The 25,615-nt window shown below is 67.4% G+C and carries 28 protein-coding genes; 17 read left to right on the top strand and 11 right to left on the bottom strand.

Annotated features, from left to right (window positions below; all coding sequences use genetic code 11):
• Together ACLP4W_RS05795 and ACLP4W_RS05790 are read right to left on the bottom strand one after the other, a co-directional pair.
• Positions 1-1,338, bottom strand: coding sequence for a DUF2867 domain-containing protein (locus ACLP4W_RS05795; RefSeq protein WP_442384991.1), 1,338 nt, complete (start codon positions 1,336-1,338; stop codon positions 1-3).
• Between the two features lie 95 nt (positions 1,339-1,433).
• Positions 1,434-2,246, bottom strand: coding sequence for an enoyl-CoA hydratase (locus ACLP4W_RS05790; protein ID WP_442384989.1), 813 nt, complete (start codon positions 2,244-2,246; stop codon positions 1,434-1,436).
• Positions 2,247-2,356: 110 nt separating this feature from the next.
• Between ACLP4W_RS05790 and ACLP4W_RS05785 the strand changes: the two genes are divergently transcribed.
• Both ACLP4W_RS05785 and ACLP4W_RS05780 read left to right on the top strand, forming a co-directional pair.
• A complete protein-coding gene (locus tag ACLP4W_RS05785; protein ID WP_442384987.1) occupies positions 2,357-3,439 on the top strand; it encodes a CaiB/BaiF CoA transferase family protein in 1,083 nt (360 codons plus the stop codon).
• Between the two features lie 42 nt (positions 3,440-3,481).
• Positions 3,482-4,234, top strand: a complete 753-nt coding sequence (locus ACLP4W_RS05780; RefSeq protein WP_442384985.1) for a 3-hydroxyacyl-CoA dehydrogenase — start codon at positions 3,482-3,484, stop codon at positions 4,232-4,234.
• A gap of 154 nt (positions 4,235-4,388) precedes the next feature.
• Here ACLP4W_RS05780 and ACLP4W_RS05775 read toward each other — a convergent pair whose 3' ends face one another.
• Positions 4,389-4,520 (bottom strand): hypothetical protein, encoded by a 132-nt coding sequence (locus ACLP4W_RS05775; protein WP_297737764.1) that lies wholly within the window; start codon positions 4,518-4,520, stop codon positions 4,389-4,391.
• A 324-nt stretch (positions 4,521-4,844) separates the two neighbouring features.
• On the opposite strand from ACLP4W_RS05775, the gene ACLP4W_RS05770 reads away from it, so the two are divergent.
• The 3 genes from ACLP4W_RS05770 to ACLP4W_RS05760 are packed head-to-tail and all read left to right on the top strand — an operon-like array spanning position 4,845 to position 8,516.
• Positions 4,845-7,178: an MMPL family transporter gene (locus tag ACLP4W_RS05770; RefSeq protein ID WP_442384983.1), complete on the top strand. Its 2,334-nt coding sequence runs from the start codon at positions 4,845-4,847 to the stop codon at positions 7,176-7,178.
• A 1-nt stretch (position 7,179) separates the two neighbouring features.
• A complete protein-coding gene (locus tag ACLP4W_RS05765) occupies positions 7,180-7,878 on the top strand; it encodes a TetR/AcrR family transcriptional regulator (protein WP_442384981.1) in 699 nt (232 codons plus the stop codon).
• Positions 7,875-8,516 carry a class I SAM-dependent methyltransferase gene (locus tag ACLP4W_RS05760; protein WP_442384979.1) on the top strand — a complete coding sequence of 214 codons (642 nt, stop codon included), beginning with the start codon at positions 7,875-7,877 and terminating at the stop codon, positions 8,514-8,516. Before ACLP4W_RS05765 ends, ACLP4W_RS05760 begins: the two co-directional genes overlap by 4 nt.
• A gap of 87 nt (positions 8,517-8,603) precedes the next feature.
• On the opposite strand, the gene ACLP4W_RS05755 is transcribed toward ACLP4W_RS05760, so the two are convergent.
• Both ACLP4W_RS05755 and ACLP4W_RS05750 read right to left on the bottom strand, forming a co-directional pair.
• Positions 8,604-9,467, bottom strand: a complete 864-nt coding sequence (locus ACLP4W_RS05755) for an endonuclease domain-containing protein (protein ID WP_442384977.1) — start codon at positions 9,465-9,467, stop codon at positions 8,604-8,606.
• Between the two features lie 134 nt (positions 9,468-9,601).
• Entirely contained in the window at positions 9,602-10,315 is a 714-nt protein-coding gene (locus ACLP4W_RS05750; protein ID WP_442384975.1) for an SIR2 family NAD-dependent protein deacylase, read from the bottom strand.
• Positions 10,316-10,352: 37 nt separating this feature from the next.
• Between ACLP4W_RS05750 and ACLP4W_RS05745 the strand changes: the two genes are divergently transcribed.
• A complete protein-coding gene (locus tag ACLP4W_RS05745) occupies positions 10,353-10,718 on the top strand; it encodes a GntR family transcriptional regulator (RefSeq protein ID WP_442384973.1) in 366 nt (121 codons plus the stop codon).
• Between the two features lie 35 nt (positions 10,719-10,753).
• Here the strand turns inward: ACLP4W_RS05745 and ACLP4W_RS05740 are convergent, their stop codons facing one another.
• Entirely contained in the window at positions 10,754-11,269 is a 516-nt protein-coding gene (locus ACLP4W_RS05740) for a DUF1697 domain-containing protein (protein ID WP_442384971.1), read from the bottom strand.
• A 54-nt stretch (positions 11,270-11,323) separates the two neighbouring features.
• Between ACLP4W_RS05740 and ACLP4W_RS05735 the strand changes: the two genes are divergently transcribed.
• The 4 genes from ACLP4W_RS05735 (at position 11,324) to ACLP4W_RS05720 (ending at position 12,893) form a co-directional block, all read left to right on the top strand.
• Complete coding sequence (locus tag ACLP4W_RS05735) at positions 11,324-11,767, top strand: PPOX class F420-dependent oxidoreductase (RefSeq protein WP_442384969.1); 444 nt, start codon at positions 11,324-11,326, stop codon at positions 11,765-11,767.
• Between the two features lie 47 nt (positions 11,768-11,814).
• The gene (locus tag ACLP4W_RS05730) at positions 11,815-12,012 is read left to right on the top strand and encodes a DUF5302 domain-containing protein (protein ID WP_442384967.1); all 198 of its coding nucleotides are present in this window, start codon (positions 11,815-11,817) and stop codon (positions 12,010-12,012) included.
• A 156-nt stretch (positions 12,013-12,168) separates the two neighbouring features.
• Complete coding sequence (locus ACLP4W_RS05725; RefSeq protein WP_442384965.1) at positions 12,169-12,750, top strand: HhH-GPD-type base excision DNA repair protein; 582 nt, start codon at positions 12,169-12,171, stop codon at positions 12,748-12,750.
• Entirely contained in the window at positions 12,747-12,893 is a 147-nt protein-coding gene (locus ACLP4W_RS05720; protein WP_442384963.1) for a DUF1059 domain-containing protein, read from the top strand. The genes ACLP4W_RS05725 and ACLP4W_RS05720 overlap by 4 nt, the downstream gene beginning before the upstream one ends.
• 37 nt (positions 12,894-12,930) lie before the next feature.
• On the opposite strand, the gene ACLP4W_RS05715 is transcribed toward ACLP4W_RS05720, so the two are convergent.
• Entirely contained in the window at positions 12,931-14,016 is a 1,086-nt protein-coding gene (locus tag ACLP4W_RS05715; RefSeq protein WP_442384961.1) for an Rv1157c family protein, read from the bottom strand.
• Between the two features lie 45 nt (positions 14,017-14,061).
• Positions 14,062-14,793 carry a hypothetical protein gene (locus tag ACLP4W_RS05710; protein WP_442384959.1) on the bottom strand — a complete coding sequence of 244 codons (732 nt, stop codon included), beginning with the start codon at positions 14,791-14,793 and terminating at the stop codon, positions 14,062-14,064.
• Between the two features lie 208 nt (positions 14,794-15,001).
• Between ACLP4W_RS05710 and ACLP4W_RS05705 the strand changes: the two genes are divergently transcribed.
• Positions 15,002-16,324: a mannosyltransferase gene (locus ACLP4W_RS05705; RefSeq protein WP_442384957.1), complete on the top strand. Its 1,323-nt coding sequence runs from the start codon at positions 15,002-15,004 to the stop codon at positions 16,322-16,324.
• Here the strand turns inward: ACLP4W_RS05705 and ACLP4W_RS05700 are convergent.
• Complete coding sequence (locus ACLP4W_RS05700; RefSeq protein ID WP_442384955.1) at positions 16,321-16,605, bottom strand: 4a-hydroxytetrahydrobiopterin dehydratase; 285 nt, start codon at positions 16,603-16,605, stop codon at positions 16,321-16,323. The genes ACLP4W_RS05705 and ACLP4W_RS05700 overlap by 4 nt on opposite strands.
• Positions 16,606-16,631: 26 nt before the next feature.
• Here ACLP4W_RS05700 and ACLP4W_RS05695 point away from each other — a divergent pair, with 26 nt between their 5' ends.
• The 3 genes from ACLP4W_RS05695 to ACLP4W_RS05685 all read left to right on the top strand — a co-directional run bounded on the left by ACLP4W_RS05695 (position 16,632) and on the right by ACLP4W_RS05685 (position 20,982).
• Positions 16,632-17,024, top strand: coding sequence for a (deoxy)nucleoside triphosphate pyrophosphohydrolase (locus ACLP4W_RS05695; RefSeq protein ID WP_442384953.1), 393 nt, complete (start codon positions 16,632-16,634; stop codon positions 17,022-17,024).
• A 133-nt stretch (positions 17,025-17,157) separates the two neighbouring features.
• On the top strand, positions 17,158-19,044 hold the full coding sequence (gene typA / locus ACLP4W_RS05690) for a translational GTPase TypA (RefSeq protein WP_442384951.1): 1,887 nt from the start codon (positions 17,158-17,160) through the stop codon (positions 19,042-19,044).
• A gap of 54 nt (positions 19,045-19,098) precedes the next feature.
• Positions 19,099-20,982 (top strand): ABC transporter family substrate-binding protein, encoded by a 1,884-nt coding sequence (locus tag ACLP4W_RS05685; protein ID WP_442385041.1) that lies wholly within the window; start codon positions 19,099-19,101, stop codon positions 20,980-20,982.
• A gap of 343 nt (positions 20,983-21,325) precedes the next feature.
• Here the strand turns inward: ACLP4W_RS05685 and ACLP4W_RS05680 are convergent, their stop codons facing one another.
• Entirely contained in the window at positions 21,326-21,934 is a 609-nt protein-coding gene (locus ACLP4W_RS05680; protein ID WP_442384949.1) for a TetR/AcrR family transcriptional regulator, read from the bottom strand.
• Positions 21,935-22,017: 83 nt separating this feature from the next.
• Here ACLP4W_RS05680 and mshB point away from each other — a divergent pair, with 83 nt between their 5' ends.
• Both mshB and ACLP4W_RS05670 read left to right on the top strand, forming a co-directional pair.
• Entirely contained in the window at positions 22,018-22,953 is a 936-nt protein-coding gene (gene mshB / locus ACLP4W_RS05675; protein WP_442384947.1) for an N-acetyl-1-D-myo-inositol-2-amino-2-deoxy-alpha-D-glucopyranoside deacetylase, read from the top strand.
• Between the two features lie 92 nt (positions 22,954-23,045).
• Positions 23,046-23,507 carry a hypothetical protein gene (locus ACLP4W_RS05670; RefSeq protein ID WP_442384945.1) on the top strand — a complete coding sequence of 154 codons (462 nt, stop codon included), beginning with the start codon at positions 23,046-23,048 and terminating at the stop codon, positions 23,505-23,507.
• 20 nt (positions 23,508-23,527) lie between these two features.
• Here ACLP4W_RS05670 and ACLP4W_RS05665 read toward each other — a convergent pair whose 3' ends face one another.
• A complete protein-coding gene (locus ACLP4W_RS05665) occupies positions 23,528-24,463 on the bottom strand; it encodes a PE family protein (protein WP_442384943.1) in 936 nt (311 codons plus the stop codon).
• Positions 24,464-24,689: 226 nt separating this feature from the next.
• Here ACLP4W_RS05665 and cofG point away from each other — a divergent pair.
• On the top strand, positions 24,690-25,615 hold a 926-nt coding region (gene cofG, locus ACLP4W_RS05660), incomplete at its 3' end, for a 7,8-didemethyl-8-hydroxy-5-deazariboflavin synthase CofG (protein ID WP_442384941.1).

Here is a 25,615-nt window from a genome sequence, read left to right as displayed (position 1 = left end):
CTATCCCGGCGGGCCAACGACGTCGCGTGCCAGCGCCGACAGCGCGAGGGTACGCACGGGCCATGCCAGCAGCCAACACAAGCGTCCCAATACGCCCGTCGGCAAAAAGATCAGCCGTTGCGTGTACCTGGCGCCGCCCCCATCTCGCGGCGTGACGGTCATTTCCAACCACGCCTTCCCCGGTGAGCGCATCGTGGACCGTAGCCGCAGTGTGGTGCCCGGCCCGCGTTCTGCCACGCGCCATCGTCGGTTGCCGGTCGCCGCGTCCTCGGCGGCCCTCCACACGTCGCCCGGCTGGGCGGCGGTCTCGGCGGTCCGCACGTCGGTGTAGACGATCGCGCCGGCCCAGTCCGGATCACTCGGCAGCGGCTCGGCGGGATCCGACCGCAGCGAGGTCCAGGTGGCGTCGGGAAGGCCGCGCATCGCGCGGTTGAGCGCCAATTCGACGCCGCGGCGGTATCCGGTCAGGCCGCCCGGCGGCGGCTCGATGATGCTGTCGATGTCGAAGTCGCCCATCACCGCGTCGCATTCCAGCGATTCGATCAGCGGCCGCGCCAGTCCGGGAGGGATTGGGGTCACGGTCCCGACCCAGAGGCTGGCAATGGTTGGGGTCAGAAACGGCAGCACGATCAGATAGCGCCTTCCCAACCCCGCCACTTCGGCGTAGACCCGCATCATGTCGCCGTACTCGAGTACGTCGGGTCCGCCGATATCCCAAGTTCGCGACGACGGCACCCGTGCCGTCGCCGCAGCGACCAGGTAGTACAGCACGTCGCGCACCGCGATCGGCTGAATCCTGTTGTGCACCCACTTCGGCGTGGTCATGACCGGCAACCGGTCGGTGAGGTGCCGGATCAGTTCGAACGACGCCGAGCCCGTCCCGATGACCACTCCGGCTTGCAACACCACCGCCTCGACGCCGGAGTCGATGAGGGCGTCGCCGACGGCTTTGCGCGACTCCAGATGCGGCGAGAGCCTGCTGCCGTGCGGATGCAGCCCGCTCAGATACACCACTCGCCGCACCCCGGTGCGGCGAGCCGCGGTCACGACGTTGCGCACGGCGTTGGCTTCCTCGGCTGCGAAATTCTTCGACGTGCCCATCGAATGGACCAGGTAGTAGACGACGTCCATCCCGTCGAACGCCGTCATCAGAGAATCGACATCACCCAGATCACCTCGCGCCACCTCTGTCTGTCCCCGCCATGGCACGTCCGCCAACTTGCCCGGGTCGCGGGCCAACGCGCGAACTCGGTGACCCTCGTCCAGCAGTCGGGGCACCAGCCGGGCGCCGATGTAGCCGGTCGCTCCGGTCACCAGACAGCTGACCTGTTCCGCCATCGATTCTCCGTTCCTCGCGTTCAGTCATTCGGATCCGACGCAAGGAAGGATTGCCGGGTTCTATGCCGAATAAGCTCGAAGCGGGACAACGGAACTCAGCGGTCGGTGAAGTTGGGAGTGCGGCGATCCTGGAATGCCGTTGTGCCTTCTTTGAAGTCGTGGGACACCAGCAGGCGCGATTGTCCCTCGAATTCGCGCTGCAGGGTCGGATTCAACTCGGTGAGCGTGGCCGCATTGATCGCTCGCTTGGTGTTTGCGAACGCCACCGCCGGGCCGGCCAACAACCTCTTGACCACCTTGTCCACCTCGGCCTCGAAGTCGTCGGCCGGATAGACGGCGGTGATCAGGCCCCAGGACAGCGCCTCGGGGGCGGGCAGCCGTTCGGGCAGCAGCGCCATCTGCATCGCCCGGATCCGCCCGATCGCAGCGGCGACCAACGCCGATGCGCCGCCGTCGGGCATCAACCCGATCTTTGTGAAGGCAAGCATGAAAAACGCTTTGTCAGAAGCTAATACGACATCACAGGCCAGAGCGATCGAAACGCCGACGCCGGCCGCCGGTCCTTGAATGACGGCGACCACAGGGTGCGGCAGGGCGGCGATGGCCCGCACGAGTCGGTTGATCTCCAGGATGATTTCGTCCGGCGGGACCCCGCCACCACCGGACATGTCGTCGGCGCTGATGCCCGCCCCGGAGCAAAACCCGCGACCCGCGCCGCCGAGCCGGACCACCTTGACCTCGGGGTCGGTGGCCGCGTATTCCATCGCCTCGACCATCCCGGTGATCACCGGGATGGTCAGTGAGTTCAGGCTTTCGGGGCGATTGATCGTCACCGACAGCACGCCGTCGGTCAGCGTGACGTCGAGACCTGCGACTGGTGCAAGCGTGGCGATTCCAGAATCCGGCATGCGCTCACCCTAATGACCGCGTGAGCGACCGGGGTGCGCGGCCGTCGCGGGCGGCTGCGAAGATGCGAACGGAACGTCGGAGCGTCAGAGCAGACGAAAGGTCGTGGATCGTGGCTGGACCGCTACAGGGACTGCGTGTTGTCGAGCTGGCCGGCATCGGGCCGGGCCCGCACGCCGCGATGATCCTGGGGGACCTGGGGGCCGACGTGGTGCGTATCGATCGGCCGTCGGCCGGTGGCGGCGGTGTCGCGAAGGACGCCATGATGCGCAACCGGCGCGTTGTGACCGCCGACCTCAAGTCAGACCAGGGACGCGACCTCGTGCTCAAGCTCGTCGCCAAAGCCGACGTGTTGATCGAGGGCTACCGCCCCGGCGTCACCGAGCGGCTCGGCCTTGGCCCCGAAGACTGCGCCAAGGTCAACGACCGACTGATCTACGCCCGGATGACCGGCTGGGGACAAGCCGGCCCGCGCAGCCAGCAAGCGGGCCACGACATCAACTACATCTCGCTGAACGGAATCCTGCACGCCATCGGCCGGGTGAACGAGCGGCCGGTGCCGCCACTGAACCTGGTCGGTGACTTCGGCGGCGGCTCGATGTTCTTGCTGGTCGGCATCCTGGCCGCGCTGTGGGAGCGGCAGCGCTCCGGCAAGGGTCAGGTCGTTGACGCCGCCATGGTCGACGGTTCGAGCATGCTGATCCAGATGATGTGGCAGATGCGCGCCTCCGGCATGTGGTCGGACGTGCGTGGCACCAACATGCTCGACGGCGGCGCGCCCTACTACGACACCTACGAGTGCGCCGACGGCCGCTACGTCGCGGTCGGGGCCATCGAGCCGCAGTTCTACGCGGCCATGCTGGCCGGACTGGGTCTGGACGCGGCCAACCTGCCGCCACAGAACGACACCGCCCGCTGGCCCGAACTCCGAGCGGTGCTGACGGAGACGTTCGCCAGTCGCGACCGCGATCACTGGGCGAAGGTGTTCGCCGACTCCGACGCCTGCGTGACACCGGTACTGGCATTCGGCGAGGTGCAGACCGAACCGCACATCACCGAGCGCAACACCTTCTACGAAGTCAACGGGAGTCTGCAGCCGCTGCCGGCGCCGCGGTTCTCCCGCACCGCGCCGGACACGCCCCGCCCGGCGGCGCCGGCGACCGACATCGAAGCGGTGCTCATGGACTGGGTATAGTCCCCAACCAACCGGTTGGCTGGACGATAGGGAAGGACCTGCATGGAGATCAAAGACGCCGTGGCCGTCGTCACCGGGGGCGCGTCGGGCCTGGGCCTGGCCACCACCAAGCGACTGCTGGACGCCGGGGCCCAGGTGGTGGTGCTGGACCTCAGGGGTGAAGAGGCGGTTCGCGAGCTGGGCGATCGCGCGCGTTTCGTTCAGGCCGACGTGACCGACGAGGCTGCCGTCAGCAAGGCGCTGGACACGGCCGAGTCGATGGGCCCGCTGCGCATCGTGGTCAATTGCGCCGGCACCGGCAACGCCATCCGCGTACTGAGCAAGGACGGCGTCTTCCCGCTTCAAGCGTTCCGCAAGGTCGTGGAGATCAACCTGGTCGGCACCTTCAACGTGCTGCGGCTGGGCGCCGAGCGGATCGCCAAAACCGAGTTGATCGGAGAGGAGCGCGGCGTCATCGTCAACACCGCTTCGGTGGCCGCGTTCGACGGCCAGATCGGCCAGGCCGCCTACTCGGCGTCCAAGGGCGGCGTGGTCGGCATGACGTTGCCCATCGCCCGCGACCTGGCCAGCAAGGCCATCCGGGTGGTGACGATCGCGCCGGGGCTCTTCGACACCCCGCTGTTGGCGGGTCTGCCGGAACCGGCCAGGGAGTCACTGGGCAAGCAGGTGCCCCACCCGTCGCGGCTGGGCAACCCGGACGAGTATGGGGCACTCGCCGTGCACATCATCGAAAACCCGATGCTCAACGGTGAGGTCATTCGGTTGGACGGCGCGATCCGCATGGCGCCCCGCTGAGCCGGGCGGTCGGGCGGACACGGGCGGACACGGTCGGACAAACGAAAGCCCCCCGCGTTGCGGGGGGCTTTCGGAAACGAAGATCTATCGACGGAACCATCGACTGACAGCGGGTTCGGCCATAAGTAGCCGTGCGAGCACGCTCATGGGGCGGTCAGCTTGCCGTAGGCAGCGGGTGCTGGTCTTCGAACTGCTCCGAGGTCTCACCTTCCACCAGCACGTCGCCGTGGTAGAGAGCCTCGAAGTCAGCCTTGATGACGTCGGCACTCGAGTCGTCGATCCACATGACAATGAGCGTATGGGCCCCCTTTAAGGAATCTTTGAGTCACGATTCGGAAAATGATGGCAATTTACTCGCCGGTAGGTTTACGGCCGTCGCGCGCCGGACTGGGCCCGTGAGCGGTATGGGTGCCGCCCATTTTTCTTGCCGGACTCTCATGGCGGCCTCTTATCGCAGCCGGTTCGACGCGGCTTTTCCAAAGCTTTGAACCATCCGGGTGCCCACCCACGTGCCTAGGAGAGATTGTTTGACACCTGTAACTTATCGCTGATAAGTTATCGGAGATAGGTGGCGACCGGGGACCGTCACCGGGGGCGGAGGGGCACGAACATGCTGCAGGCGATCGCTCGACTGGCCATCGCGGCGCCTCGACGAATCATCGCGGTCGGGGTCTTGGTCTTCATAGCCGCCGCGGTCTTCGGCATCCCGGTCGCCGATAGCCTGTCACCCGGGGGTTTTCAGGATCCGAACTCGGAGTCGGCCCGCGCCATCAATGTGTTGGCCGACAAGTTCGGGCAGAGCGGTCAACAGATGCTGATCCTGGTGACCGCTCCCGCAGGTGCCAACAATGAGCAGGCCCGCAAGGTGGGCACCGACCTCGTCGGCCAATTGCAGCGGTCCCCGTTGGTACTCAATGTGTCCTCGGCGTGGACCGCGCCGCCGCAGGCCGCCGCCGATTTGGTCAGCACCGACGGCAAGTCGGGGTTGATCGTGGTCAACCTCAAAGGCGGCGAAAACTTCGTGCAGAAAAACGCCCAAACTCTGTCGGACCAACTCGTCCACGACCGTGACGGCGTCACCGTCCGCGCCGGTGGCCCGGCAATGCAGTACGCCCAGATCAACAAGCAAAACCAAGAAGACCTCTTGTTGATGGAGATGATCGCGATTCCGCTGAGCTTCCTGGTGCTGGTCTGGGTGTTCGGTGGGCTGCTGGCAGCGGCGTTGCCGATGGCCCTCGGGGCACTGGCCGTCGTCGGCTCATTGACGGTGTTGCGGCTCGTCACCTACACCACCGAAGTGTCGATTTTTGCGCTCAACCTGAGCACCGCGCTGGGCCTGGCGTTGGCCATCGACTACACCCTCCTGATCGTCAGCCGCTATCGCGACGAGCTGGCCGAGGGCGGTGACCGAAAAGAGGCACTGATCCGGACCATGGCGACTTCCGGCCGCACCGTGCTGTTCTCCGCGGTCACCGTCGCGTTGTCGATGTCGGCGACGGCACTGTTCCCGATGTACTTCCTGAAGTCGTTCGCCTACGCCGGTGTGGCCACGGTGGCCTTCGTCGCGACAGCGTCCATCGTGATAACCCCGGCCGCGATCGTGCTGCTGGGTCCCCGGCTGGATGCGCTGGACGTCCGCCGGCTCGTGCGTCGGATGCTGCGCCGCCCCGAACCGATGCACAAACCGGTCGAGCAATTGTTTTGGTACCGCTCGAGCAATTTCGTGATGCGACGCTGGCTGCCGATCGGTTTGGCTGTCGTCGCCGTGCTGCTGTTGCTCGGGCTTCCGTTCATCTCGGTGAAGTGGGGTTTCCCGGACGACCGGGTGCTGCCAACTACGGCGTCGTCGCATCAGGTCGGTGACCGGTTGCGCACCGGTTTTGCGCACGATTCCGCGACGGGGGTGCCCATCGTCGTCCCCGACGCCCGCGGCCTGAGCCCGGGGGATTTGGACAAGTACGCCGCCGATTTGTCGCGGGTTCCCGACGTATCGGGCGTATCGGCACCGGGCGGGACTTTCGTGGGCGGAAACCGGGTAGGACCACCGGCCGCGGCAACCGGCTTGGCCCACGGCAGCGCATTCCTGACCGTGAGCAGCACGGCGCCGCTGTTTTCCCGAGCCAACGACACCCAGCTCACTCGGTTGCATCAGGTTGCCGGGCCCGCCGGCCGATCGGTTGATATGGCCGGTGTCGCTCAGGTCAACCGCGACAGCGTCGATGCGGTGACGGAACGACTTCCGGCGGTGCTGGGGCTGATGGCCGCCATCACGTTCGTGCTGCTGTTCCTGCTCACCGGCAGCGTGGTGCTGCCGCTGAAGGCGCTGGTTTGTAACGTGCTGTCGCTGACCGCGGCTTTCGGCGCGCTGGTATGGATCTTCCAGGACGGCCATCTCGGCGCACTGGGAACAACCCCGAGCGGGACGCTGGTGGCCAACATGCCGGTGCTGCTGTTCTGCATCGCCTTCGGGTTGTCGATGGATTACGAGGTGTTCTTGATCTCCAGGATCCGCGAGTACTGGCTGGCATCCGGAGCCGCGCGACCGGCAAAGGTAAGCGCAGCCCTGGCGCACGCCGCCAACGACGAGAGCGTGGCGCACGGCGTGGCCCGCACCGGCCGGGTGATCACCGCGGCCGCGTTGGTGATGTCGATGTCGTTCGCCGCGCTGATCGCCGCTCACGTGTCGTTCATGCGGATGTTCGGCCTCGGCCTGACGCTTGCCGTGGCCGCGGATGCGACCCTGGTGCGGATGGTCCTGGTGCCGGCGTTTATGCATGTGATGGGCCGCTGGAATTGGTGGGCGCCCAAGCCCCTGGCGTTGCTGCATGATCGGTTCGGCATCAGCGAGGGGCCGTCCGGAGAGGTCGGGCATGTCGAACCGACCGAGGAGCCGGTAGCGCACAATGGCCGCCCGATCAGGCAGCCGGTGACAAGAATTGGTTAACGTGTCGATCGAAGGTCTTCGTCGTGCCAGGGCACCCCGTGGCTTCGGCAATCGGCTTCGTGACGAGATTCTGGACGCGGCCACCGAGTTGCTGCTGGAAACCGGGCACGCCAGGGCGGTATCAATCCGCTCGGTGGCGCAACGCGTCGGCGTCACACCGCCGTCCATCTATCTGCATTTCGCCGACAAAGATGCCCTGATGGACGCGGTTTGCGCGCGCTATTTCGAAAAGCTCGACGTGGAAATGCAGCGGGTAGCCGCCGAGCACACCGACCCGGTCGAGGTGCTGCGCGCCCAGGGGCTGGCCTATGTCCGGTTCGCCACCCAAACCCCGGAGTTGTACCGGATCGCCACGATGGGTGAGTGGCGGTCCGGAAGCAACATCGACACAGTGCTGGACAGCTCGGCGTTCAAACACATGCGCGCCACCGTGCTGAAGCTGATGGACGACGGGATCTACCTGCCGGACGACCCAACCACCGTCGCGTTGGAACTCTGGAGCGCGGCGCATGGCGTGGCGGCCATGTTGATCGCCAAGCCGCACTTGCCTTTTGGCGACCCCGAGGCATTCGCCGACCGGGTGCTGAGTTCGGTCTTCTATGGGCGTGTGGTGATCGGGCATTGCGGCCGGGATGCCACACCCCAAAAGTTGGCGGCATGGGTGACTGAACATCGGGAGTCGGAGGAGTCGCGGACATGACGCAGGAGGTGGCATCCACTATCGACCATCCGTTCTTCGCGCGTATCTGGCCCGTCGTCGCCACCCACGAAGCCCGGGCGGTGCGGGTCCTGCGCCGGGAGAACCTGGCCGGCCTGTCTGGCCGGGTGCTGGAGGTCGGCGCGGGTATAGGGACGAACTTCCCCAACTACCCGGAGTCGGTCGAACAGGTGATCGCGGTTGAGCCCGAGCAGCGGTTGGCGGCCCAAGCCCGCGCCGCGGCCGCCGTGGTGCCCGTGTCGGTTGTCGTCCGGGAGGAGACCGCGGAAGCTCTCAGCGACGGGGGGCCGTTCGACGCGGTGGTGTGCTCGCTGGTCTTGTGTTCGGTGCGCGACCCCGGCAGCGTGCTGCGGCGGCTGTATTCGTTGCTGCGCCCGGGCGGCCAGCTGCGCTATCTCGAGCATGTGGCCAGTGCCGGTGCGCGGGGGCGGTTGCAGCGGTTTGTCGACGCAACGCTTTGGCCCAGACTGTTCGGCAACTGCCACACGTATCGCGATACCGAGCGCTCGATCGCCGACGCCGGATTCGAGGTGGACGTCTCTCGGCGGGAGTGGACGTTGCCGGTCTGGGCGCCGCTGCCGGTGTCGGAGTTGGCGCTGGGCCGGGCGCGTAGACCCTAACGGTGTTTCTATTACCTATTGCGCCGAGTCTGCGCTCAGCGCGTGGATCGGCGGGTAAACCACGATCTACGCGCAGGCTTGACGCGGCTACCGCAGGCTCGCCGCTCGAAACTCCAACGCGCCGCGAACTCTGCCGATGATGTCGGCCGGAGGATCCGATGTGGTCACCCGGATGACGATCCAGCCGAGCCGGTCCAACACCTCCCGGCGGCGAATATCCCTTGTGTACTGCCAGCGGTCCAGACGATGATGCTCGCCGTCATATTCGATGGCGACCATGATGTCCTCCCATCCCATGTCGAGGTAGTACATCTGCGCTCCGGCTGTCACGACGGGGATCTGGGTCGTCGGCCGCGGTAGGCCCGCCCGGATCAACAAGAGCCGCAGCCACGTCTCTTTCGGCGACTGCGAACCGGGATCGACTGACTGCAGCGCTGTCTCGAGCTGCCTGAGTCCACGTGCGCCGCGATGCTGGTCGGCTACTTCGAGGACTTCATTGACCTTGGTGCCGGTCACCCGCATGAGGGCGTCCAAATGAACAATCGCCACACCCATCGCCTCGCGCCGACCGATGTCGAATGCGGTGCGTTCCGGTGTCGTCACCGGAACGCCCCCGACCACCTCGACCTCCGCCGGAACCAGCCTCACATCGTAGGTTCGCACGCCGCGAGGCGGCCGCGCGTTCGACCAGATCAACTCGACGGGTCGGCGTTCATCGACCCATTTCGAGCCATGCCAGGCGGCCGCGGTCAACCCCGCGAGCACCCCCTGCCGGTGCGACCAGAGCCAGGCCGCCACCGCGCAATCGCGCAGTGTCAGTTGCTGATCGCGTCGGACATAGACGTCGGGAAACACCGCGCGGAATCGGGACCGCAGCTGATGAGGCCGCAGCGTTCCGCTCGTTAGTGCTTCACTGCCCAGGAAAGGGGGTGACGGTTCGTCGCCGGTCATGACGGCAGACTTGCCGATTGCGCGGACACAGCCCCATCGAGACTGCGCTGAGCGCGCGATCTTGTGGACAAACCGCGATCTGTGCGCAGGCTCGACGCCGCGACCGCAGGGTCGGCGCCGGACGGCAGGCCGAGCTACCCCAGCAGGGCGGGCAGCCGCTGCAGCAGCCCGGGCAACGCCTGGCCCGCGGTCTCGCGCATGCTGATCGTGGCGCTTCTGGACAGCGGTGTGGCCTCGGGATTGACCTCGATGACGGCCGTGCCGCGGGACAGCGCCAGTTCGGCGAGCCCGGCCGCCGGGTACACGATCGCCGAGGTCCCCACCACCACCATCAGGTCGGCTGCTTCGGTCGCCTCGACCGCACGCTGCCACGGCTCGTCGGGCAGTGGCTCTCCGAACCAGACGATGTCGGGCCTGATCATGCCGCCGCAGTGGCACATCGGAGGCTCGACCTCCAGCACCGGCTCGGTCAGGTGCGGCAGCGCGCCGGTGTAGGGCATATCGCAACGCTCGCAACGGAACTCGAAAAGACTCCCGTGCAGGTGATGCACCGACGTGCTACCGGCGCGCTCGTGCAAGTCGTCCACATTCTGGGTGATGACGCTGACGTCGACGTAGTCTTGCCAGGCGGCGATGGCGCGATGTCCGGCGTTGGGTTCGACGTTGGCTACCAGGTAATGGCGCCACAGATACCAGCCCCACACCCGCTCCGGATTCTCGCGCCAGCCCTGTGTGCTGGAGAGCTCGTAGGGATCGAAACGGGCCCACAGCCCGTTCTTGTCGTCACGGAAGGTCGGCACGCCGCTTTCCGCGGAGATCCCCGCGCCGCTGAGCACCGTTACTCGCATCCCACAAAGATAGCGGTGCGTGCGTGATACTGGACACGTGGAGCTGCGGGATTGGTTAAAGGTCGATGTGCGGGCGGGCAAGCCGTTGTTCGACCAGCTCAGAAACCAGGTCATCGACGGTGTCCGGAGCGGCGCGTTGCCGCCGGGCAGCAGGCTTCCGACGGTGCGCGACCTGGCCGGTCAGCTTGGGGTCGCGGCGAACACCGTCGCCCGTGCCTATCGTGAGCTGGAGTCGGCCGCGGTCGTCGAAACACGCGGGCGCTTCGGCACTTTCATTTCCCGCTTCGATCCGACGGACGCCGCGATGGCGGCCGCCGCCAAAGAGTACGTCGGAGTGGCCCGAGCGTTGGGGCTGACCAAATCCGACGCGATGCGCTACCTGACGAACGTGCCGGATGACTGAGCGCACCACCGCGAAATAGCCTGGCGCGCGAGGTGTTAGCGCAACATCTTGGCCAGCGTGCGCAGGTTGCGGGTGGTGGTCGAAGACTTGTACCGCGGCTTGCCCATGGTCTTGCCGATCGTGCTGTTCAGCGTGCTGCCCTTGGGAACCTGCCAATAGACGACGCCTTCACCGCGGCTGATCTTCTCTTCCGCACCGGCGTCCAACCGGGCGAGTTCGTCCAGCACCGCTTTGTCGGCGACGAACGTGACGTAGGACTGATACCCCTCGACCTCGCGCTCGAACGGGTAGGCGTCGACGACGGCACGCACCGTATCGATGTCGTACACCAGCACCCAGGCGTCGTAACCGAACTTCTCGCGCAGCGTGGCTTCGGCCTTCTTGCGTACCGCGGCTACCCTGGCCGAAGACTCCAGGAGCACGTTGCCGCTGGCCAAGATGGTTCGCACGTTGGTGAATCCGGCGTCGGTCAACGCGGTCGCGACCCCGGCCATCTTGAGGTTGACCCCGCCCACGTTGACGCCGCGCAGGAAGGCGGCGTAATTGGTCATGTCCCGATTCCACCAGATCGGCTCGCGCCGGCGCGCGCGACGTAGGCTTTCGGCATGGGACGCCAAGTCTTCGACGACAAACTGTTGGCCCTGATCAGTGGGAACTCCCTCGGAGTGCTGGCCACCATCAAACGTGACGGGCGCCCGCAGCTGTCGAACGTGCAGTATCACTTCGATCCGCGCAAGGTGGCGGTGCAGGTATCGATCACCGAGCCGCGAGCCAAGACCCGCAACCTGCGCCGCGACCCGCGAGCCTCGATCCTGGTCGACGCCGACGACGGATGGTCCTATGCCGTGGCCGAGGGCACGGCGGAACTGACTCCGCCGGCGGCTGCGCCCGATGACGACACCGTCGAAGCGCTGATCGCGTTGTATCGAAACATTGCCGGTGAACACCCGGACTGGGACGACTATCGGCAGGCGATGGTCACCGATCGACGGGTGCTGCTGACCCTGCCGATCTCGCACCTGTACGGCATGCCCCCGGGCATGCGGTAACGGCAAATTCACCGGCCAGGCCCGACCGTCCGGGCTAGGCTGCCGGTATGGCTGATTCGAACCCCTCCCGAGACGCGGAGTCCTCAGGCTCGGAGGACGAGGTCAAGCGCAAGTTCCGTGAGGCCCTGGACCGCAAGATGGCCAAGTCGTCGGGCGGATCCGATCACAAGAGCGGTGGCGACAACCAAACGCGGACACACGGTCCGGTGGAGAGCCGACGCGAATTCCGCCGAAAGAGCGGGTAAAAGCGGAACACCTGGCCCGGGCCCTCGGGCGTCGGAAACTTCGAAAGCGGTTGCAGCATAGTCTGATTCGCACTGGGCGAGCTCAGCGGGCCGACTGCCGCCCGCTGCGTGCAAGCCCTCGACGCGGTGCCCGGGCCGCGGATCTAGACTGTGTGGGTGCCGAGACTGCAGCTTGTCCAAGATCCGGCCGCCGATGCCCTGCTGGATGACAACCCTTTCGCGTTGCTGGTCGGCATGCTGCTCGACCAGCAGGTGCCGATGGAAACCGCCTTCGCGGGACCGAAGAAGATCGCCGACCGGATGGGCGGCTTCGACGCCGCCGAGATCGCCGACTACGACCCGGACAAGTTCGTCGCGCTGTGCTCGGAAAAGCCTGCGATACACCGCTTTCCGGGATCGATGGCCAAGCGCATCCAGGCCCTGGCGCAGATCATCGTGGACCGCTACCACGGTAATGCGGCCGGGTTGTGGATGGCCGGCCAGCCAGACGGGAAGGAGCTGCTGCGGCGGCTCAAGGAGTTACCCGGTTTCGGTCAGCAGAAGGCGCAGATCTTTCTCGCCTTGCTAGGCAAGCAGTACGGGGTGACACCGACGGGCTGGCGGGCGGCGGCCGGGGAGTTCGGCGAATCCGGCACACACATATCCGTCGCCGACATCGTCGACGCCCGTTCGCTCGGGCAGGTGCGATCACACAAGAAGCAGATGAAGGCAGCAGCGAAGGGAAAGGCGGCAACGTGAAGACACACATAACGTGTCCGTGCGGCGAAGCCATCGTCGGTAAGGATGAGGACGAGCTGGTCGAACTAACCCAGGCTCACCTTGCCAGCGTTCATCCGGGCATGGAGTACGACCGCGACGCGATTCTGTTCATGGCCTACTAGCTTTCGCGCTCGACGGCCAAGGGACGCGGGGTCCGCTCTAAGGCACCACCGTGGAGCCGATCGTGGGCATGAACTGGCACTGCCTCTCCTTGGTGGTGACCTGCCCGAAGATCGTCGACATGATGCTGCCCGAGCCGGTGTCGGCGATCACGCTCAACGTCGTCGGCCCGTCGGCATTGATGTCTGAGCGCGGCTTGAGCGCGGCGGTTCCGGACTTGCCCGTGGTCAGGTTCACCCAGGTGACGTTCAATGGCAGCTTCTGCACGTCGGCGGGTCCGGGTGTGCCGACCGCGGTGAACACATATGCGGTCTGGCCTGGCCCGGGACCGGGCGCCGGGATCTTCGCCGGCCCCGCCACCGATAGCGCGGTCGCGATCGCGGTGCTGCCGTCTGCGAGGCAATTGGTGCCGATCGAGGGATACATGAAGTCCTGGGTGGGCGGGGCATCAGCGCCGAAACCCGGAGCCGCCGCGGGAGCGGGAGCCGGCGTGGGGGCCGCGGGAGCGGGGGCCGGCTCCGGTGCTGCCACCGGCGCAGGCGGCGCCGGTGCGGGTGCCGCGACGGGCTCGGTGGCCGGCTCGCGGGTCGCGGGCGCCGGTGCGGAAACGGGCGGTGTGGCGATCGGCGGCGTAGCCGGGGCCGCCGCAGCCGGTGCCGGACCCACCGCGTGGGTCGGATCGATACCCGACGGCAGGTGCGCCTGCACCCCGGGCTCTACGCCCGCCGCCGGCACGTGTGGCACCGGGCCGGTGTCGGGCGGGGTGACGCCACTCGGCGGTGGAGTCGGCGCACCGGGAACCGGTGCACCCGGCTCCTGCAGGAACTGATTCACCGACGCGGCCACGTTCTTGGACTCGGCGGGCGCCGTCGGGTTGTGGCTGAAAGCCTGCGCTGCGGCCATGAGCAGCTGCGTCGCCTGCTGTGGATCGCTGGCCGCTTGCTGAATTATCGGGCTCAGCTCGGATAACGCTGGAAGCCCGGGTAGTTGTTGGGTGGCGTTCGGCTGCGGTGTCGGCTGCGGTGCCGCCGGGTCGGCCGCCGCGCTCGGGCACAGCCCGAACGCGGCAGCCGACGCCGCGACGACAGCGGCCAAACCTTTGGACAGATTCCAAGTGCTTGCCACGGTGTCTCCGGTCCTTGGTGGTGGGTTATCCGTCTAACGAGTTGCTCACGGCAGGGCGGAAAGCAGCGACGGAGTCACTGCCGGCGCGGGTGCAGCGGGCGCCGCCGGGGTCGCACCCGAGGCCAGCGCCGGCAGGTCGGTCGGCAGCGTGACCTGCGGTGGGACGTTCACCGGCAGGCCGGGCAGCGCAGGCATGTCGATCTTTGCCTGCGGCAACCCAGAAGCAGCCGCCGGCAGGGCCGCGGCCGCCGGGGCAATCGGGCTGATCCCGGGGATAGACGGCAGCCCCGGAATCGCCGGCGCCGCCGGGGCGGCGGGTGCTGCCGGCGCCGTCAGCCCCGGAATCGAGACCGGAAGGCCCGGAATCGCCGGAGCAGCTGGAGCAGCCGGTGCCGGCGAGGTCAGCCCTGGGATGGGCGCGCTGATCCCGGGGATGGTCGGGCTTGCCGCCGGGGCCGCGGCGGCGGGCGGCGTAAGTCCGAGAATGGACGGGAGCGTCGCCGGGGCGGGTGTCGCCGCTGCGGCCGGGGTTAGGCCCGGAAAGCTGATGCCGGGAGCGGACGGCTGCGCAACGGGTGGCGTCGCGCCGAGGGCGGTAGCGAGGTTTTGCAGAATCTGAGGCGCGTTGGCCGCCGAAGCGATCAGCTGTTGCGGAATGTTCGGCAAGGGCGCCGGGGCCGGCGCCGGGTCAGCGTGGGCGATACCGCCCGTCAGTAGCGCGGCGGACGAACCGACTACGACGGCGGTTGCACGCAAGTAGGTCCAGATGGTTGGCATGACTCTCCCTGGTTGTTGACGACAGGTCCCGGGCCGAAGTTACTTTGATACTGGTGTGACTCAAGTGACACGTGTGGCATTTATGCGATCGTTACGGATACGAGTGACGGCGGTGACCGAACGCCCGGCAACACCCGGTCGCCGGCCCGTCGCCGGGTCCGCAGCGGCCCGTAGCCGGCAAAGTCCGCGACCGGAGTCAAAAGCCGCCGTGACGGCCGACAACGCCGCGGCGGCCGCCGCGATCGCTAAAGTCGGGCGGATAGACACCACCTCGGCCGCCTCGGCGGCACCCCGCACGCGCCGACTGGCGAGTCGGCTCCAGGCGGCCGCGCCGGCGCTGCTGATCGTCAGCATCGCCGCGCGACTCGCCTGGACCTACCTGGTGCCCAACGGCGCCAACTTCGTCGACCTGCACGTCTACCTCGGTGGCGCCGCGGCCATCGACCATCCCGGCACCCTGTACAGCTACGTCTACGCAGACCAGACGCCGGACTTCCCGCTGCCGTTCACGTATCCGCCGTTCGCGGCGGTCGTGTTTTACCCGCTGCATCTGTTGCCGTTCGGCCTGGTTGCGTTTCTGTGGCAGATCGCGACGATGGCCGCGTTGTACGGCGCGGTCCGGATCAGCCAGCGCTTGATAGGGTCTGCCGCCGATCCCAACGCCCGCCGTGTCGCGATGTTGTGGACGGCGATCACCATCTGGATTGAGCCGCTGCGCAGCACATTCGACTACGGGCAGGTCAATGTTTTGCTGATGCTGGTGGTGCTGTGGGCGGTCCAGTCGTCCCGGTGGTGGCTAACGGGGCTGCTGGTCGGTGTGGCGGCCGGAATCAAGTTGACGCCCGCAATCTCCGGTGTCTATCTGCTGGGCGTTCGGCGATGGGCTGCGGCGGTGTTTTCGGCGGTCGTGTTCCTTGCCACCGTCGGGGTGTCGGTTTTGGTGGTCGGTGATCAGACCCGCTACTACTTCACGGTCCTGCTGGGCGACGCGCACCGGGTTGGGCCGATCGCCACCTCGTTCAATCAGTCGTGGCGGGGCGGCATTTCCCGAATCCTGGGTCATGACGCCGGTTTTGGTCCGCTGGTCCTGGCCGCCCTCGCCGTCACGGCGGTGCTGGCCATCCTGGCCTGGCGGGCGCTGGACGGGCCCGATCGGCTCGGCAAGTTGCTGGTGGTCGAGTTGTTCGGGCTGCTGCTCTCGCCGATTTCGTGGACCCACCATTGGGTGTGGCTGGTGCCGCTGATGATCTGGGTGATCCATGGGCCGCCACGCGAGCGCCCCGGCGCGCGGACGGTGGGCTGGGGCTGGTTGGCGCTCACAATTATCGGCGTGCCGTGGTTGCTGAGCTTCGCGCAGCCGACCATCTGGCAGATAAGCCGACCGTGGTATCTGGCCTGGGCCGGGCTGGTCTACGTCGTGGCGGCGGTGGCGACCTTGATCTGGATTGCCGCCACCGGTCGGCACGGCGCCGCGTCCGATCGCCCCGCGCTTCAGCGGCCCGCTGCGCGGGCCCCATCGTCGTCGAACTAGTCCCCGACGATCCCGTCGATGTCGCGCGCCATCGCGATGTCGTTCTTGGTGATACCACCCGCGGAATGCGTAACGAGAGCGAATGTCACTGTCCGCCAGCGGATATCGATGTCCGGGTGATGATCCTTGCTCTCGGCGTGCTCGGCCACCCGGCGCACGGCGTCAATGCCGGCGAGAAATGTCGGAAACTTGATCGACCGGCGCAGGGCGCCGTCGGCACGCTCCCATCCGTTGAGGTCGGGCAGTGCGGCGTCTACTTCCTCATCGGTTAACACAGCCATACTCCGACCGTATACCGTCACTGGCCATGCCGACCCAGATCGTCGTCGCCGGCGCCGTCATCTCCGGATCCGCGGTCCTGGTGGCGCAGCGGGTCCGGCCGCCGGAGCTCGCCGGCCGCTGGGAACTGCCCGGCGGTAAGGTCGCGCCCGGCGAAAGCGAGCGCGACGCGCTGGCCCGTGAGTTGGCCGAGGAACTCGGCTTGGAGATCGCCGACATCGCGGTGGGCGACCGCCTTGGCGACGACATTGCGCTGAATGGCACGACGACGTTGCGGGCGTATCGGGTGCGACTGCTACGCGGTGAACCGCACGCGCACGACCACCAGGCGCTGCGCTGGGTGACGGCGGCCGAACTGCACGATGTCGACTGGGTGCCCGCCGATCGTCGCTGGCTGGGGGACCTCACCCGAGCCCTTTGAGCGCGCTCCCGACACGGCCACAGTCCGCGAGGTGGCGGACAAGCACGAACTGATCGGTCCGGCGCCACACGGAGTCCGGTTGCGTTTGTCCGCCAGTTCGCCATCCGGGGCGCCCACTGCCAGAATCACCGACGTGCCATTTCGCAATGTCGCCATCGTCGCGCACGTCGACCACGGCAAGACCACCCTGGTCGACGCGATGCTGCGCCAGTCCGGCGCCTTGCACGAACGCGGTGAGCTGCAGGAACGCGTGATGGACAGCGGCGACCTGGAGCGGGAAAAGGGCATCACCATCCTGGCCAAGAACACCGCCGTGCACCGCCACCACCCGGACGGGTCGGTGACCGTCATCAACGTGATCGACACTCCGGGCCACGCCGACTTCGGCGGCGAGGTGGAGCGCGGACTCTCCATGGTGGACGGGGTGCTGCTGCTGGTCGACGCCTCCGAGGGGCCATTGCCGCAGACCCGGTTCGTGCTGCGCAAGGCCTTGGCCGCGCATCTTCCGGTGATCCTGGTCGTCAACAAGACCGACCGGCCCGACGCGCGCATCGCCGAGGTGGTGAGCGACAGCCACGACTTGTTGCTTGACGTCGCGTCCGACCTTGACGACGAAGCGGCCGCGGCCGCCGAGCATGCGCTCGGCCTGCCGACCCTGTATGCGTCCGGGCGCGCCGGCATCGCGAGCACCGAACAACCGGCCGACGGTGAGGTGCCTGAGGGTGACAACCTGGACCCGCTGTTCGACGTCCTGATGGAGCACATCCCGCCGCCCGTCGGGGACCCCGAGGCGCCGCTACAGGGGTTGGTGACCAACCTGGACGCGTCGGCCTTCCTCGGTCGGCTCGCGTTGGTCCGCATCTATAAGGGCAAGCTGCGCAAGGGCCACCAGGTCGCGTGGATGCGTGAGGTGGACGGGTTGCCCGTCATCACCAACGCCAAGATCACCGAGCTGCTCGCGACCGAGGGCGTCGAGCGCACTGCGACCGATGAGGCGGTCGCCGGCGACATCGTGGCCGTCGCCGGACTGCCCGAGATCATGATCGGCGACACGCTGGCCGATCCCGATCACGCCCACGCGCTGCCGCGCATCACCGTCGACGAGCCCGCCATCTCGGTGACGATCGGCACCAACACCTCCCCGCTGGCGGGCAAGGTGTCCGGTCACAAGCTGACCGCGCGGATGGTCCGCAACCGGCTGGACACCGAGCTGGTCGGCAACGTGTCGATCCGGGTGGTGGACATCGGCCGGCCCGACGCCTGGGAAGTGCAAGGCCGCGGCGAGCTCGCCCTGGCCGTGTTGGTCGAACAGATGCGACGGGAGGGCTTCGAGCTCACGGTCGGCAAGCCGCAGGTGGTCACCAAGACGATCGACGGTCAGCTGCACGAGCCGTTCGAGGCGATGACGATTGACTGCCCCGAGGAATTCGTCGGCGCGATCACCCAGTTGATGGCCGGCCGCAAGGGCCGCATGGAGGAGATGACCAATCACGCGGCCGGCTGGGTCCGGATGGACTTTATCGTGCCCAGCCGCGGCCTGATCGGCTTCCGCACCGACTTCCTCACCCTCACCCGCGGCACCGGCATCGCCAATGCCGTGTTCGACGGCTACCGGCCGTGGGCGGGGGAGATTCGGGCACGCCACACCGGCTCGCTGGTGTCCGACAGGTCCGGCACCATCACACCGTTCGCCCTGATCCAGCTCGCCGATCGGGGTCAGTTCTTCGTCGAACCCGGCCAGGACACCTACGAGGGCATGGTCGTCGGAATCAACCCGCGCCCAGAGGATCTCGATATCAACGTCACCCGTGAGAAGAAACTGACGAATATGCGGTCGTCGACCGCGGACGTCATCGAGACGTTGGCCAAGCCGCTCGAGCTCGACCTGGAACGGGCCATGGAGTTCTGCTCGCCCGACGAATGCGTCGAGGTGACTCCACAGATCGTGCGGGTCCGCAAGGTTGAGCTGGACGCCACCGCCCGGGCCCGCAGCCGGGCGCGGGCCAAGGCCCGGGGTTAGATGCTCGGCGCACGCCCGATTAGCCGGGTTGCCGGCTGGGCGCTCGATACCCTGATGGGCATGCCGAGACGAGCCCGCCACTTCCTCCTGGCGGTCGGCGTGCTGGTCTCGCTGATCGGGTTGGCGCTGGCGGCCTGTACGGTCAACCCGCCGCCGGCGCCGCAAAGCACCGATACGCCGCACAACTCACCGCCCCCGCCGCAGCGGGTTACCCAGATCATCATGGGCATCGACTCGATCGGCGCCGGGTTCAACCCGCATCTGCTGTCCGACCTGTCGCCGGTTAACGCCGCGATCAGCGCGCTGGTGTTGCCGAGCGCGTTTCGGCCGGTACCCGATCCCAAAACGCCGACTGGCTCGCGCTGGGAGATGGACCCGACCCTGTTGGTGTCCGCGGAGGTGACCAACCAGGACCCGTTCACGGTGACCTACAAGATCCGGCCGGAGGCGCAGTGGACCGACAACGCCCCGATCGCCGCCGACGACTTCTGGTACCTCTGGCGGCAGATGGTCAGTCAGCCGGGCGTGGTCGACCCGGCCGGATATGACCTCATCACCGGCGTGCAGTCGCTGGAGGGCGGCAAACAGGCGGTGGTCACCTTCGCGCAACCGTATCCGGCTTGGAAGGAGCTGTTCAGCGACATCCTGCCGGCGCACATCGTCAAGGACGTGCCCGGCGGTTTTGCGGCCGGGCTGGCCCGGGCGCTGCCGGTGACCGGGGGCCAGTTTCGGGTGGAGAGCATCGACCCGCAGCGCGACGAAATCCTGATCGCCCGCAATGACCGCTACTGGGGGCCGCCCGCCAAACCCGCCCTCATCCTCTTCCGTCGGGCCGGCGCACCCGCTGCGCTGGCCGACTCGGTGCGCAACGGCGACACCCAGGTGGCCCAGGTGCATGGCGGCTCGGCGGCGTTCGCGCAGCTGTCCGCCATCCCCGACGTGCGGACCGCCCGGATCGTGACCCCGCGGGTCATGCAGGTCACGCTGCGCGCCAACGAGCCCAAGCTGTCCGACACGCAGGTCCGCAAGGGGATTCTGGGGTTGCTCGACGTCGACCTGCTGGCGGCAGTGGGGGCCGGCAGCGACAACACCGTCACGCTGGACCAGGCGCAGATCCGTTCGCCGAGCGATCCCGGCTACGAGCCGACCGCGCCGCCCGCTATGACCACGCAGGCGGCGCTGGCGTTGCTGGCGGCATCCGGATATCAGATCGAACCCAACACGTCGCCGTCGCCGGCGCCGACACCAGCGAGCACCGGCCCGCCGGAGGTCATCCGCGGCCGGATCAGCAGGGACGGCCAACAGCTGTCGCTCGTCGTCGGAGTGGCGGCGAATGACTCGACCTCGGTCGCGGTGGCCAACACGGTCGCCGACCAGTTGCGCAATGTCGGCATCGCCGCCACCGTGCTGGCCCTGGACCCGGTGTCGCTGTACCGAGACGCGCTCACCGACAACCGCGTGGACGCGATCGTCGGCTGGCATCAGGCCGGCGGAAACCTGGCGACGCTGCTGGCGTCGCGGTACGGCTGTCCCGCGCTGGAGTCCACACAGGTGCCGACCCCCAATGGGCCGACCACTAGCCCCTCTGGCCCTGTCGGGCCTACCCCGCCCGCCGGGTCGGGCACCACGGTGACATCTCCGCCACCCAGTCGCCCGCCCGACCCCGGCGCGCTGGTGCAAGCGCCGTCGAACCTCACCGGAATCTGCGATCGCAGCATCCAGTCGAATATCGATGCCGCCCTCAACGGCACCAAGAACATCAACGATGTGATCGCCGCGGTCGAACCGCGACTGTGGAACATGTCGACCGTGTTGCCGATTTTGCAGGACACCACCATCGTCGCGGCCGGCCCAAGCGTGCAGAACGTCAGCCTGGCGGGCGCGGTGCCCGTCGGCATCGTCGGCGACGCCGGCCAGTGGGTCAAGACCGGGCCATAACTGACCCGTCGGTCGGGCGAGAACGCCGACCCGTTCGGTGCAGCTTTCGCACCCGTTCACCGAAGCGGGCGGACGAAATCCCCAGTGATCAACGGCAATTCATATCCGCAAGCACGTTGGCGCAAACAGGTGTTTTCACAACGACTTCGAGCCGCGCTGCGCTCGTCGCTAGAACCTGATCGGGCCCGGGGGGTGCCGAAGCGCGTGTCGTGATGGGCCTGGGAGGTAGGGGCGTCGTTTCTGATCGCAGCGCCACAGCTAACAGCCGATGCCGCAACGGATTTGGCGACCCGCCCGGCCTCTTCCCGGGCACCTGGGTGACGGCCCAACCCGGGGTGGCTCGTTAGTCGGCGCTTGCCCGTGCTCGTGGCGGGATCACGGTGTCGACGACCAGCGCCAGTTCCCGTCGGTTCGGCGGTTCGCCGGTGAGCAAGAAATGGTGGTTGATCAACGCCGGTCCGACTCGCGCGGTCAGCGGGGTCACCGTGGCCGGGTCGATGTCGCCGTCGTCGATCGCGGCCTGGAGGATCGATTCGGTGATCTTCAGGCGCGGGCCCACCACAGCGTCGGCGAAGATGGCGCGCATTTCCGGTTCGTGAAGAAGCTGGTGGATGATGTCCAGGCCGGGGAAGGCGGTCTTTCCGGCCAGGATGTCGCGGTGCGCGGTGAACACCGTCAGCAGGTTCTCTCTGGCCGACCGGCCAGGCCGCAGTTCGGGCACCGGCGGCAGGGTGTAAACCAGAGCGGCGTGCACCAAATCATGCTTGCTGCACCAGCGCCGGTATAACGCCGCCTTGCCGGTGTGGGCGCGCGCCGCGATTCCTTCCATCGTCAGCCCGCCGTATCCGACTTCAGCCAGTTCGGCCAGCGTGGCCTCGTAGAGCGCACGTTCGAGGACTTCGCCTCGCCGGCGGCTCCGGCTGCTCCGGCGATCTTGGGTGAGCTGCGGCATTTCTCGATAGTAGCCGTTAGCGTTCCTATGCCGCATAGCTGGTGAAGCAAAGTCCCCGCCGATTACGGGGGTAGGGTGCGACCATGCCTGAGACTCCGCGGCTGCTGTTCGTCCACGCACATCCGGACGACGAGAGCCTCGGCAACGGCGCCACCATCGCGCACTACACCGCCCGGGGGGCACAGGTGCGCGTGGTCACCTGCACGCTCGGCGAGGAGGGCGAGGTCATCGGCGATCGGTGGGCCGAACTCGCCGTCGCTCACGCGGACCAACTCGGCGGCTACCGAATCGGCGAGCTCACCGCCGCGCTGCACGCGCTGGGCGTCAGCGCGCCCGACTATCTCGGCGGCGCGGGCCGATGGCGGGATTCGGGCATGCAGGGCACCCCGAGGCGGCATCGCCAAAGATTCATCGACGCCGACGCACGTGAGGCAGTTGGTGCATTGGTCGCCATCATTCGTGAGCAGCGCCCCCACGTCGTCGTGACGTACGACCCCAACGGCGGTTATGGCCATCCCGACCATGTCCACACCCACACCGTCACATCGGCCGCAGTGGCCGCCGCCGGCCGGAACTCCTCTGCGGCCGGCACCGACGACTACCCCGGTGAGCCATGGACGGTGCCGAAGTTCTATTGGTCGGTGTTGGCAGAGAGCGCATTCGAGGAGGGCTGGCGCGCGCTGGATAGCCAGGATCTGCGTCCCGAGTGGGTGCTTCCGCCGAAGGAGGCATTCGACTTCGGGTACGCCGACGAGGACATCGACGCCGTTATCGAGGCCGCGCCGGAGGCGCGTGCCGCCAAGGCGGCCGCGCTCGCGGCGCACGCTACCCAGGTAGTTGTCGGCCCGACCGGTCGGGTGTGCGCCTTGTCGAACAACATGGCGCTGCCGATCCTGGCGCAGGAGCACTACGTTCTCGCGGCCGGCTCCGCGGGTCAGCGCGATGAGCGTGGCTGGGAAACGGATCTGCTCGCAGGGCTGGGTTTCGACCAGTGCTTCAACGCGTCCGCCACACGGTAGGCTCCCAATCAGGCAGCCACGGAAGGAATTCGCATGGACCCCGACCTGGACCCTAACCAGCAGCACTGGCAGGACCGACTCGACAGCCTGCAGTGGGTTATCGGCTCGATAATCTCCCAGTTCGACAGCGTTCCGACCTGACCGAAACCAAGCCACGCGCCGCGTCCGTTGAAGACGGCGGCGCGACAGATCCCGCGATTCGTTTCGTTGTCCTGGCGCTGTTGGCTGTTGACGGCGTTCTCTCTGCGCTGGCCGGGGCCCTGCTGCTGCCTTCCTATATCGGCTCGATTCCGTTTCCCATCAGTGGGCTGATCAGTGGATTGCTCAACGGGGCACTGGTATGGGCCGCCGGGCGATGGACGAGATCGCCGCGGGTGGCCGCGTTGCCGTTGTGGACGTGGCTCCTCACGGTGGCCGCGATGAGCACGGGCGGACCCGCCGGCGACATCATCCTGGGGGGCGAAGGGCTGATGGCCTACGGAGCTCTGCTGCTGATCGTGCTGGGGGTTACGCCGCCGGTCTGGGTGCTGTGGCGGCACAGCCACCGTGCCTGATCGGGGCCTGACGGCCCCCGTCACGGGAAGGCCGGCGGGAGCGGCGGCAGCGGCGGGAGGACGCTGAGCAGCCAGTTGATCTCGGTGTTGATGAACTGGTTGATCGACGCCGTGGTGGCGGCCCAGAAGTTGCTTAGCCCTTCAGAGAAGGTGATTGTTCGTTGCAGCCAGTCGATCGTGTTGAACAGGGCGCTCTGCACAATAGGCTCGAAGAGGTAATAGAAGAAGTTGATCTGGGGAGCCAACCAGCCGATCCATGGCAGGAAACCCACCGCATACGCGGCGAGGTTGAATCCGTACTGCACCCACGGCTCGATCGCCAGGTAGGCATTCTCGATCGCGTTGCCGATAGCCCCGCCCAGGAACGCCGCCGGAGCCGCCGCGGCGTTGGTCATGGCGGCCGGCGCAAGCAGCGCGCGAGCCGCGGTCACAGCGCTGAGTCCGCCGGTGGGCCGCGACAGCAGCGCGCCGGCCTGACTGCCGAGCAGCCCGGCGCCACCCAGGAAGTTGGAGCCCAGCACGGTGCTCTCGAGGGGGCGCAGTGCGTTGGAGACGGCGCCGCCGACCGCAGCGGCGATGCCGCGCGCCGCGCCCGCACCGGCGCCGCTTCCGATCAGCGGATGCCCCAGCACCGCCTCGGCGGGTGCGTTCACCGCGTTCGCCAGGGTCTGCGCGGCGTTGGCTTCGACCGCGGCATACGTGCTCGCACCGGCGCTCAAGGCCTGCACGAACTGCTCGTGAAACGCTGCCAGCCGTGCGCTCAGCTGCTGATACCCCAGGCCATGCCCGGATAACAGCGCGGCGACCTGTGCCGACACTTCATCGGCGGCCGCAGCCAGCACCCCGGTTGTCGGCGCCGCCACGGCCGCACTGGCCGTGCCGAGCGTCGAACCGATACCGGCCAGATCCGAAGCCGCCGTAGCAAGCGCCTCCGGGGCCGCGAGTACGAATGACACCTCGCACCTCCCCTCGGATAAGAACGGATGGTATCGCGATCCCTGCTCAACGGCGGGGAAGTCCGCGAAACAGCCGCAACGGGCTCGGCGTGCGGCCATTACGCCCGGGGATGGCGACCGCGTGGCGGCGGCAGGCTGGCGCTACTGTTGCGCGTATGGCACCGCTGCCCCGGGTTAAGCGTTGGGACGTGCGGATGAAATTCGATCGTGGGGAAGTTACACCAACGTGCCGCTGACTCCGGGCCAGGAGCCCATCGCCTTGCCCGGCCCCGTCGTTCCGGCTGCCGTCTCGTCGAAGGCCAGCGCGTCGGCGCTGCGCCGGGTCTTGCGGCGGGCCCGGGACGGGGTCGCTTTGAACATCGACGAGGCGGCCGTCGCCATGACCGCGCGCGGTGCGGACCTCGCGGATCTATGTGCGAGCGCGGCGAGGGTGCGTGACGCGGGGCTGGAGTCGGCCGGGCGGCGCGCGCCCAACGGCCGGCTGCCGGTCACCTATTCGCGTAAGGTCTTCATCCCGGTCACCCATCTGTGCCGCGACACCTGCCACTACTGCACCTTCGTCGCCGTTCCCGGTAAGCTGCGTGCCCAAGGTGCCGGCATGTACCTGGAGCCCGACGAGATTCTGGAGCTCGCCCGCCGCGGGGCCGAACTCGGTTGCAAGGAAGCGCTTTTCACCCTCGGCGACCGGCCCGAGGATCGTTGGCCGGAGGCGCGTGAGTGGCTCGGTGAACGAGGCTACGACTCCACGCTGTCCTACGTGCGGGCGATGGCGATCCGGGTGCTGGAGGAAACCGGGCTGTTGCCCCATTTGAACCCCGGCGTGATGAGCTGGTCGGAGATGTCGCGGCTCAAGCCTGTGGCGCCGTCGATGGGCATGATGCTCGAGACGACGTCGCGGCGGCTGTTCGAAACGAAAGGGCTTGCGCACTATGGCAGCCCGGACAAGGACCCGGCGGTCCGGCTGCGCGTTCTCACCGACGCGGGTCGGTTGTCCATTCCGTTCACCACCGGTCTGCTGGTCGGAATCGGCGAGACGCTGTCCGAGCGTGCCGATACCTTGCACGCGATTCGCAAGTCGCACAAGGAATTCGGACATGTCCAGGAAGTGATCGTGCAGAATTTCCGGGCCAAGGAACACACTGCGATGGCCGC

Origin of the sequence: Mycobacterium sp. (genome assembly GCF_052145595.1) — a bacterium.
GTDB lineage: Bacteria > Actinomycetota > Actinomycetes > Mycobacteriales > Mycobacteriaceae > Mycobacterium.
This window is presented reverse-complemented; position numbering and strand designations above follow the sequence as displayed.

Coding starts and splice junctions, on each gene's coding strand:
- ACLP4W_RS05795 (WP_442384991.1), bottom strand. CDS start 1,338: ATGGCGGAACAGGTCAGCTGTCTGGTGACCGGAGCGACCGGCTACATC.
- ACLP4W_RS05790 (WP_442384989.1), bottom strand. CDS start 2,246: ATGCCGGATTCTGGAATCGCCACGCTTGCACCAGTCGCAGGTCTCGAC.
- ACLP4W_RS05780 (WP_442384985.1), top strand. CDS start 3,482: ATGGAGATCAAAGACGCCGTGGCCGTCGTCACCGGGGGCGCGTCGGGC.
- ACLP4W_RS05775 (WP_297737764.1), bottom strand. CDS start 4,520: ATGTGGATCGACGACTCGAGTGCCGACGTCATCAAGGCTGACTTCGAG.
- ACLP4W_RS05770 (WP_442384983.1), top strand. CDS start 4,845: ATGCTGCAGGCGATCGCTCGACTGGCCATCGCGGCGCCTCGACGAATC.
- ACLP4W_RS05760 (WP_442384979.1), top strand. CDS start 7,875: ATGACGCAGGAGGTGGCATCCACTATCGACCATCCGTTCTTCGCGCGT.
- ACLP4W_RS05755 (WP_442384977.1), bottom strand. CDS start 9,467: ATGACCGGCGACGAACCGTCACCCCCTTTCCTGGGCAGTGAAGCACTA.
- ACLP4W_RS05750 (WP_442384975.1), bottom strand. CDS start 10,315: ATGCGAGTAACGGTGCTCAGCGGCGCGGGGATCTCCGCGGAAAGCGGC.
- ACLP4W_RS05740 (WP_442384971.1), bottom strand. CDS start 11,269: ATGACCAATTACGCCGCCTTCCTGCGCGGCGTCAACGTGGGCGGGGTC.
- ACLP4W_RS05735 (WP_442384969.1), top strand. CDS start 11,324: ATGGGACGCCAAGTCTTCGACGACAAACTGTTGGCCCTGATCAGTGGG.
- ACLP4W_RS05730 (WP_442384967.1), top strand. CDS start 11,815: ATGGCTGATTCGAACCCCTCCCGAGACGCGGAGTCCTCAGGCTCGGAG.
- ACLP4W_RS05710 (WP_442384959.1), bottom strand. CDS start 14,793: ATGCCAACCATCTGGACCTACTTGCGTGCAACCGCCGTCGTAGTCGGT.
- ACLP4W_RS05700 (WP_442384955.1), bottom strand. CDS start 16,605: ATGGCTGTGTTAACCGATGAGGAAGTAGACGCCGCACTGCCCGACCTC.
- ACLP4W_RS05695 (WP_442384953.1), top strand. CDS start 16,632: ATGCCGACCCAGATCGTCGTCGCCGGCGCCGTCATCTCCGGATCCGCG.
- ACLP4W_RS05685 (WP_442385041.1), top strand. CDS start 19,099: ATGGGCATGCCGAGACGAGCCCGCCACTTCCTCCTGGCGGTCGGCGTG.
- ACLP4W_RS05680 (WP_442384949.1), bottom strand. CDS start 21,934: ATGCCGCAGCTCACCCAAGATCGCCGGAGCAGCCGGAGCCGCCGGCGA.
- mshB (WP_442384947.1), top strand. CDS start 22,018: ATGCCTGAGACTCCGCGGCTGCTGTTCGTCCACGCACATCCGGACGAC.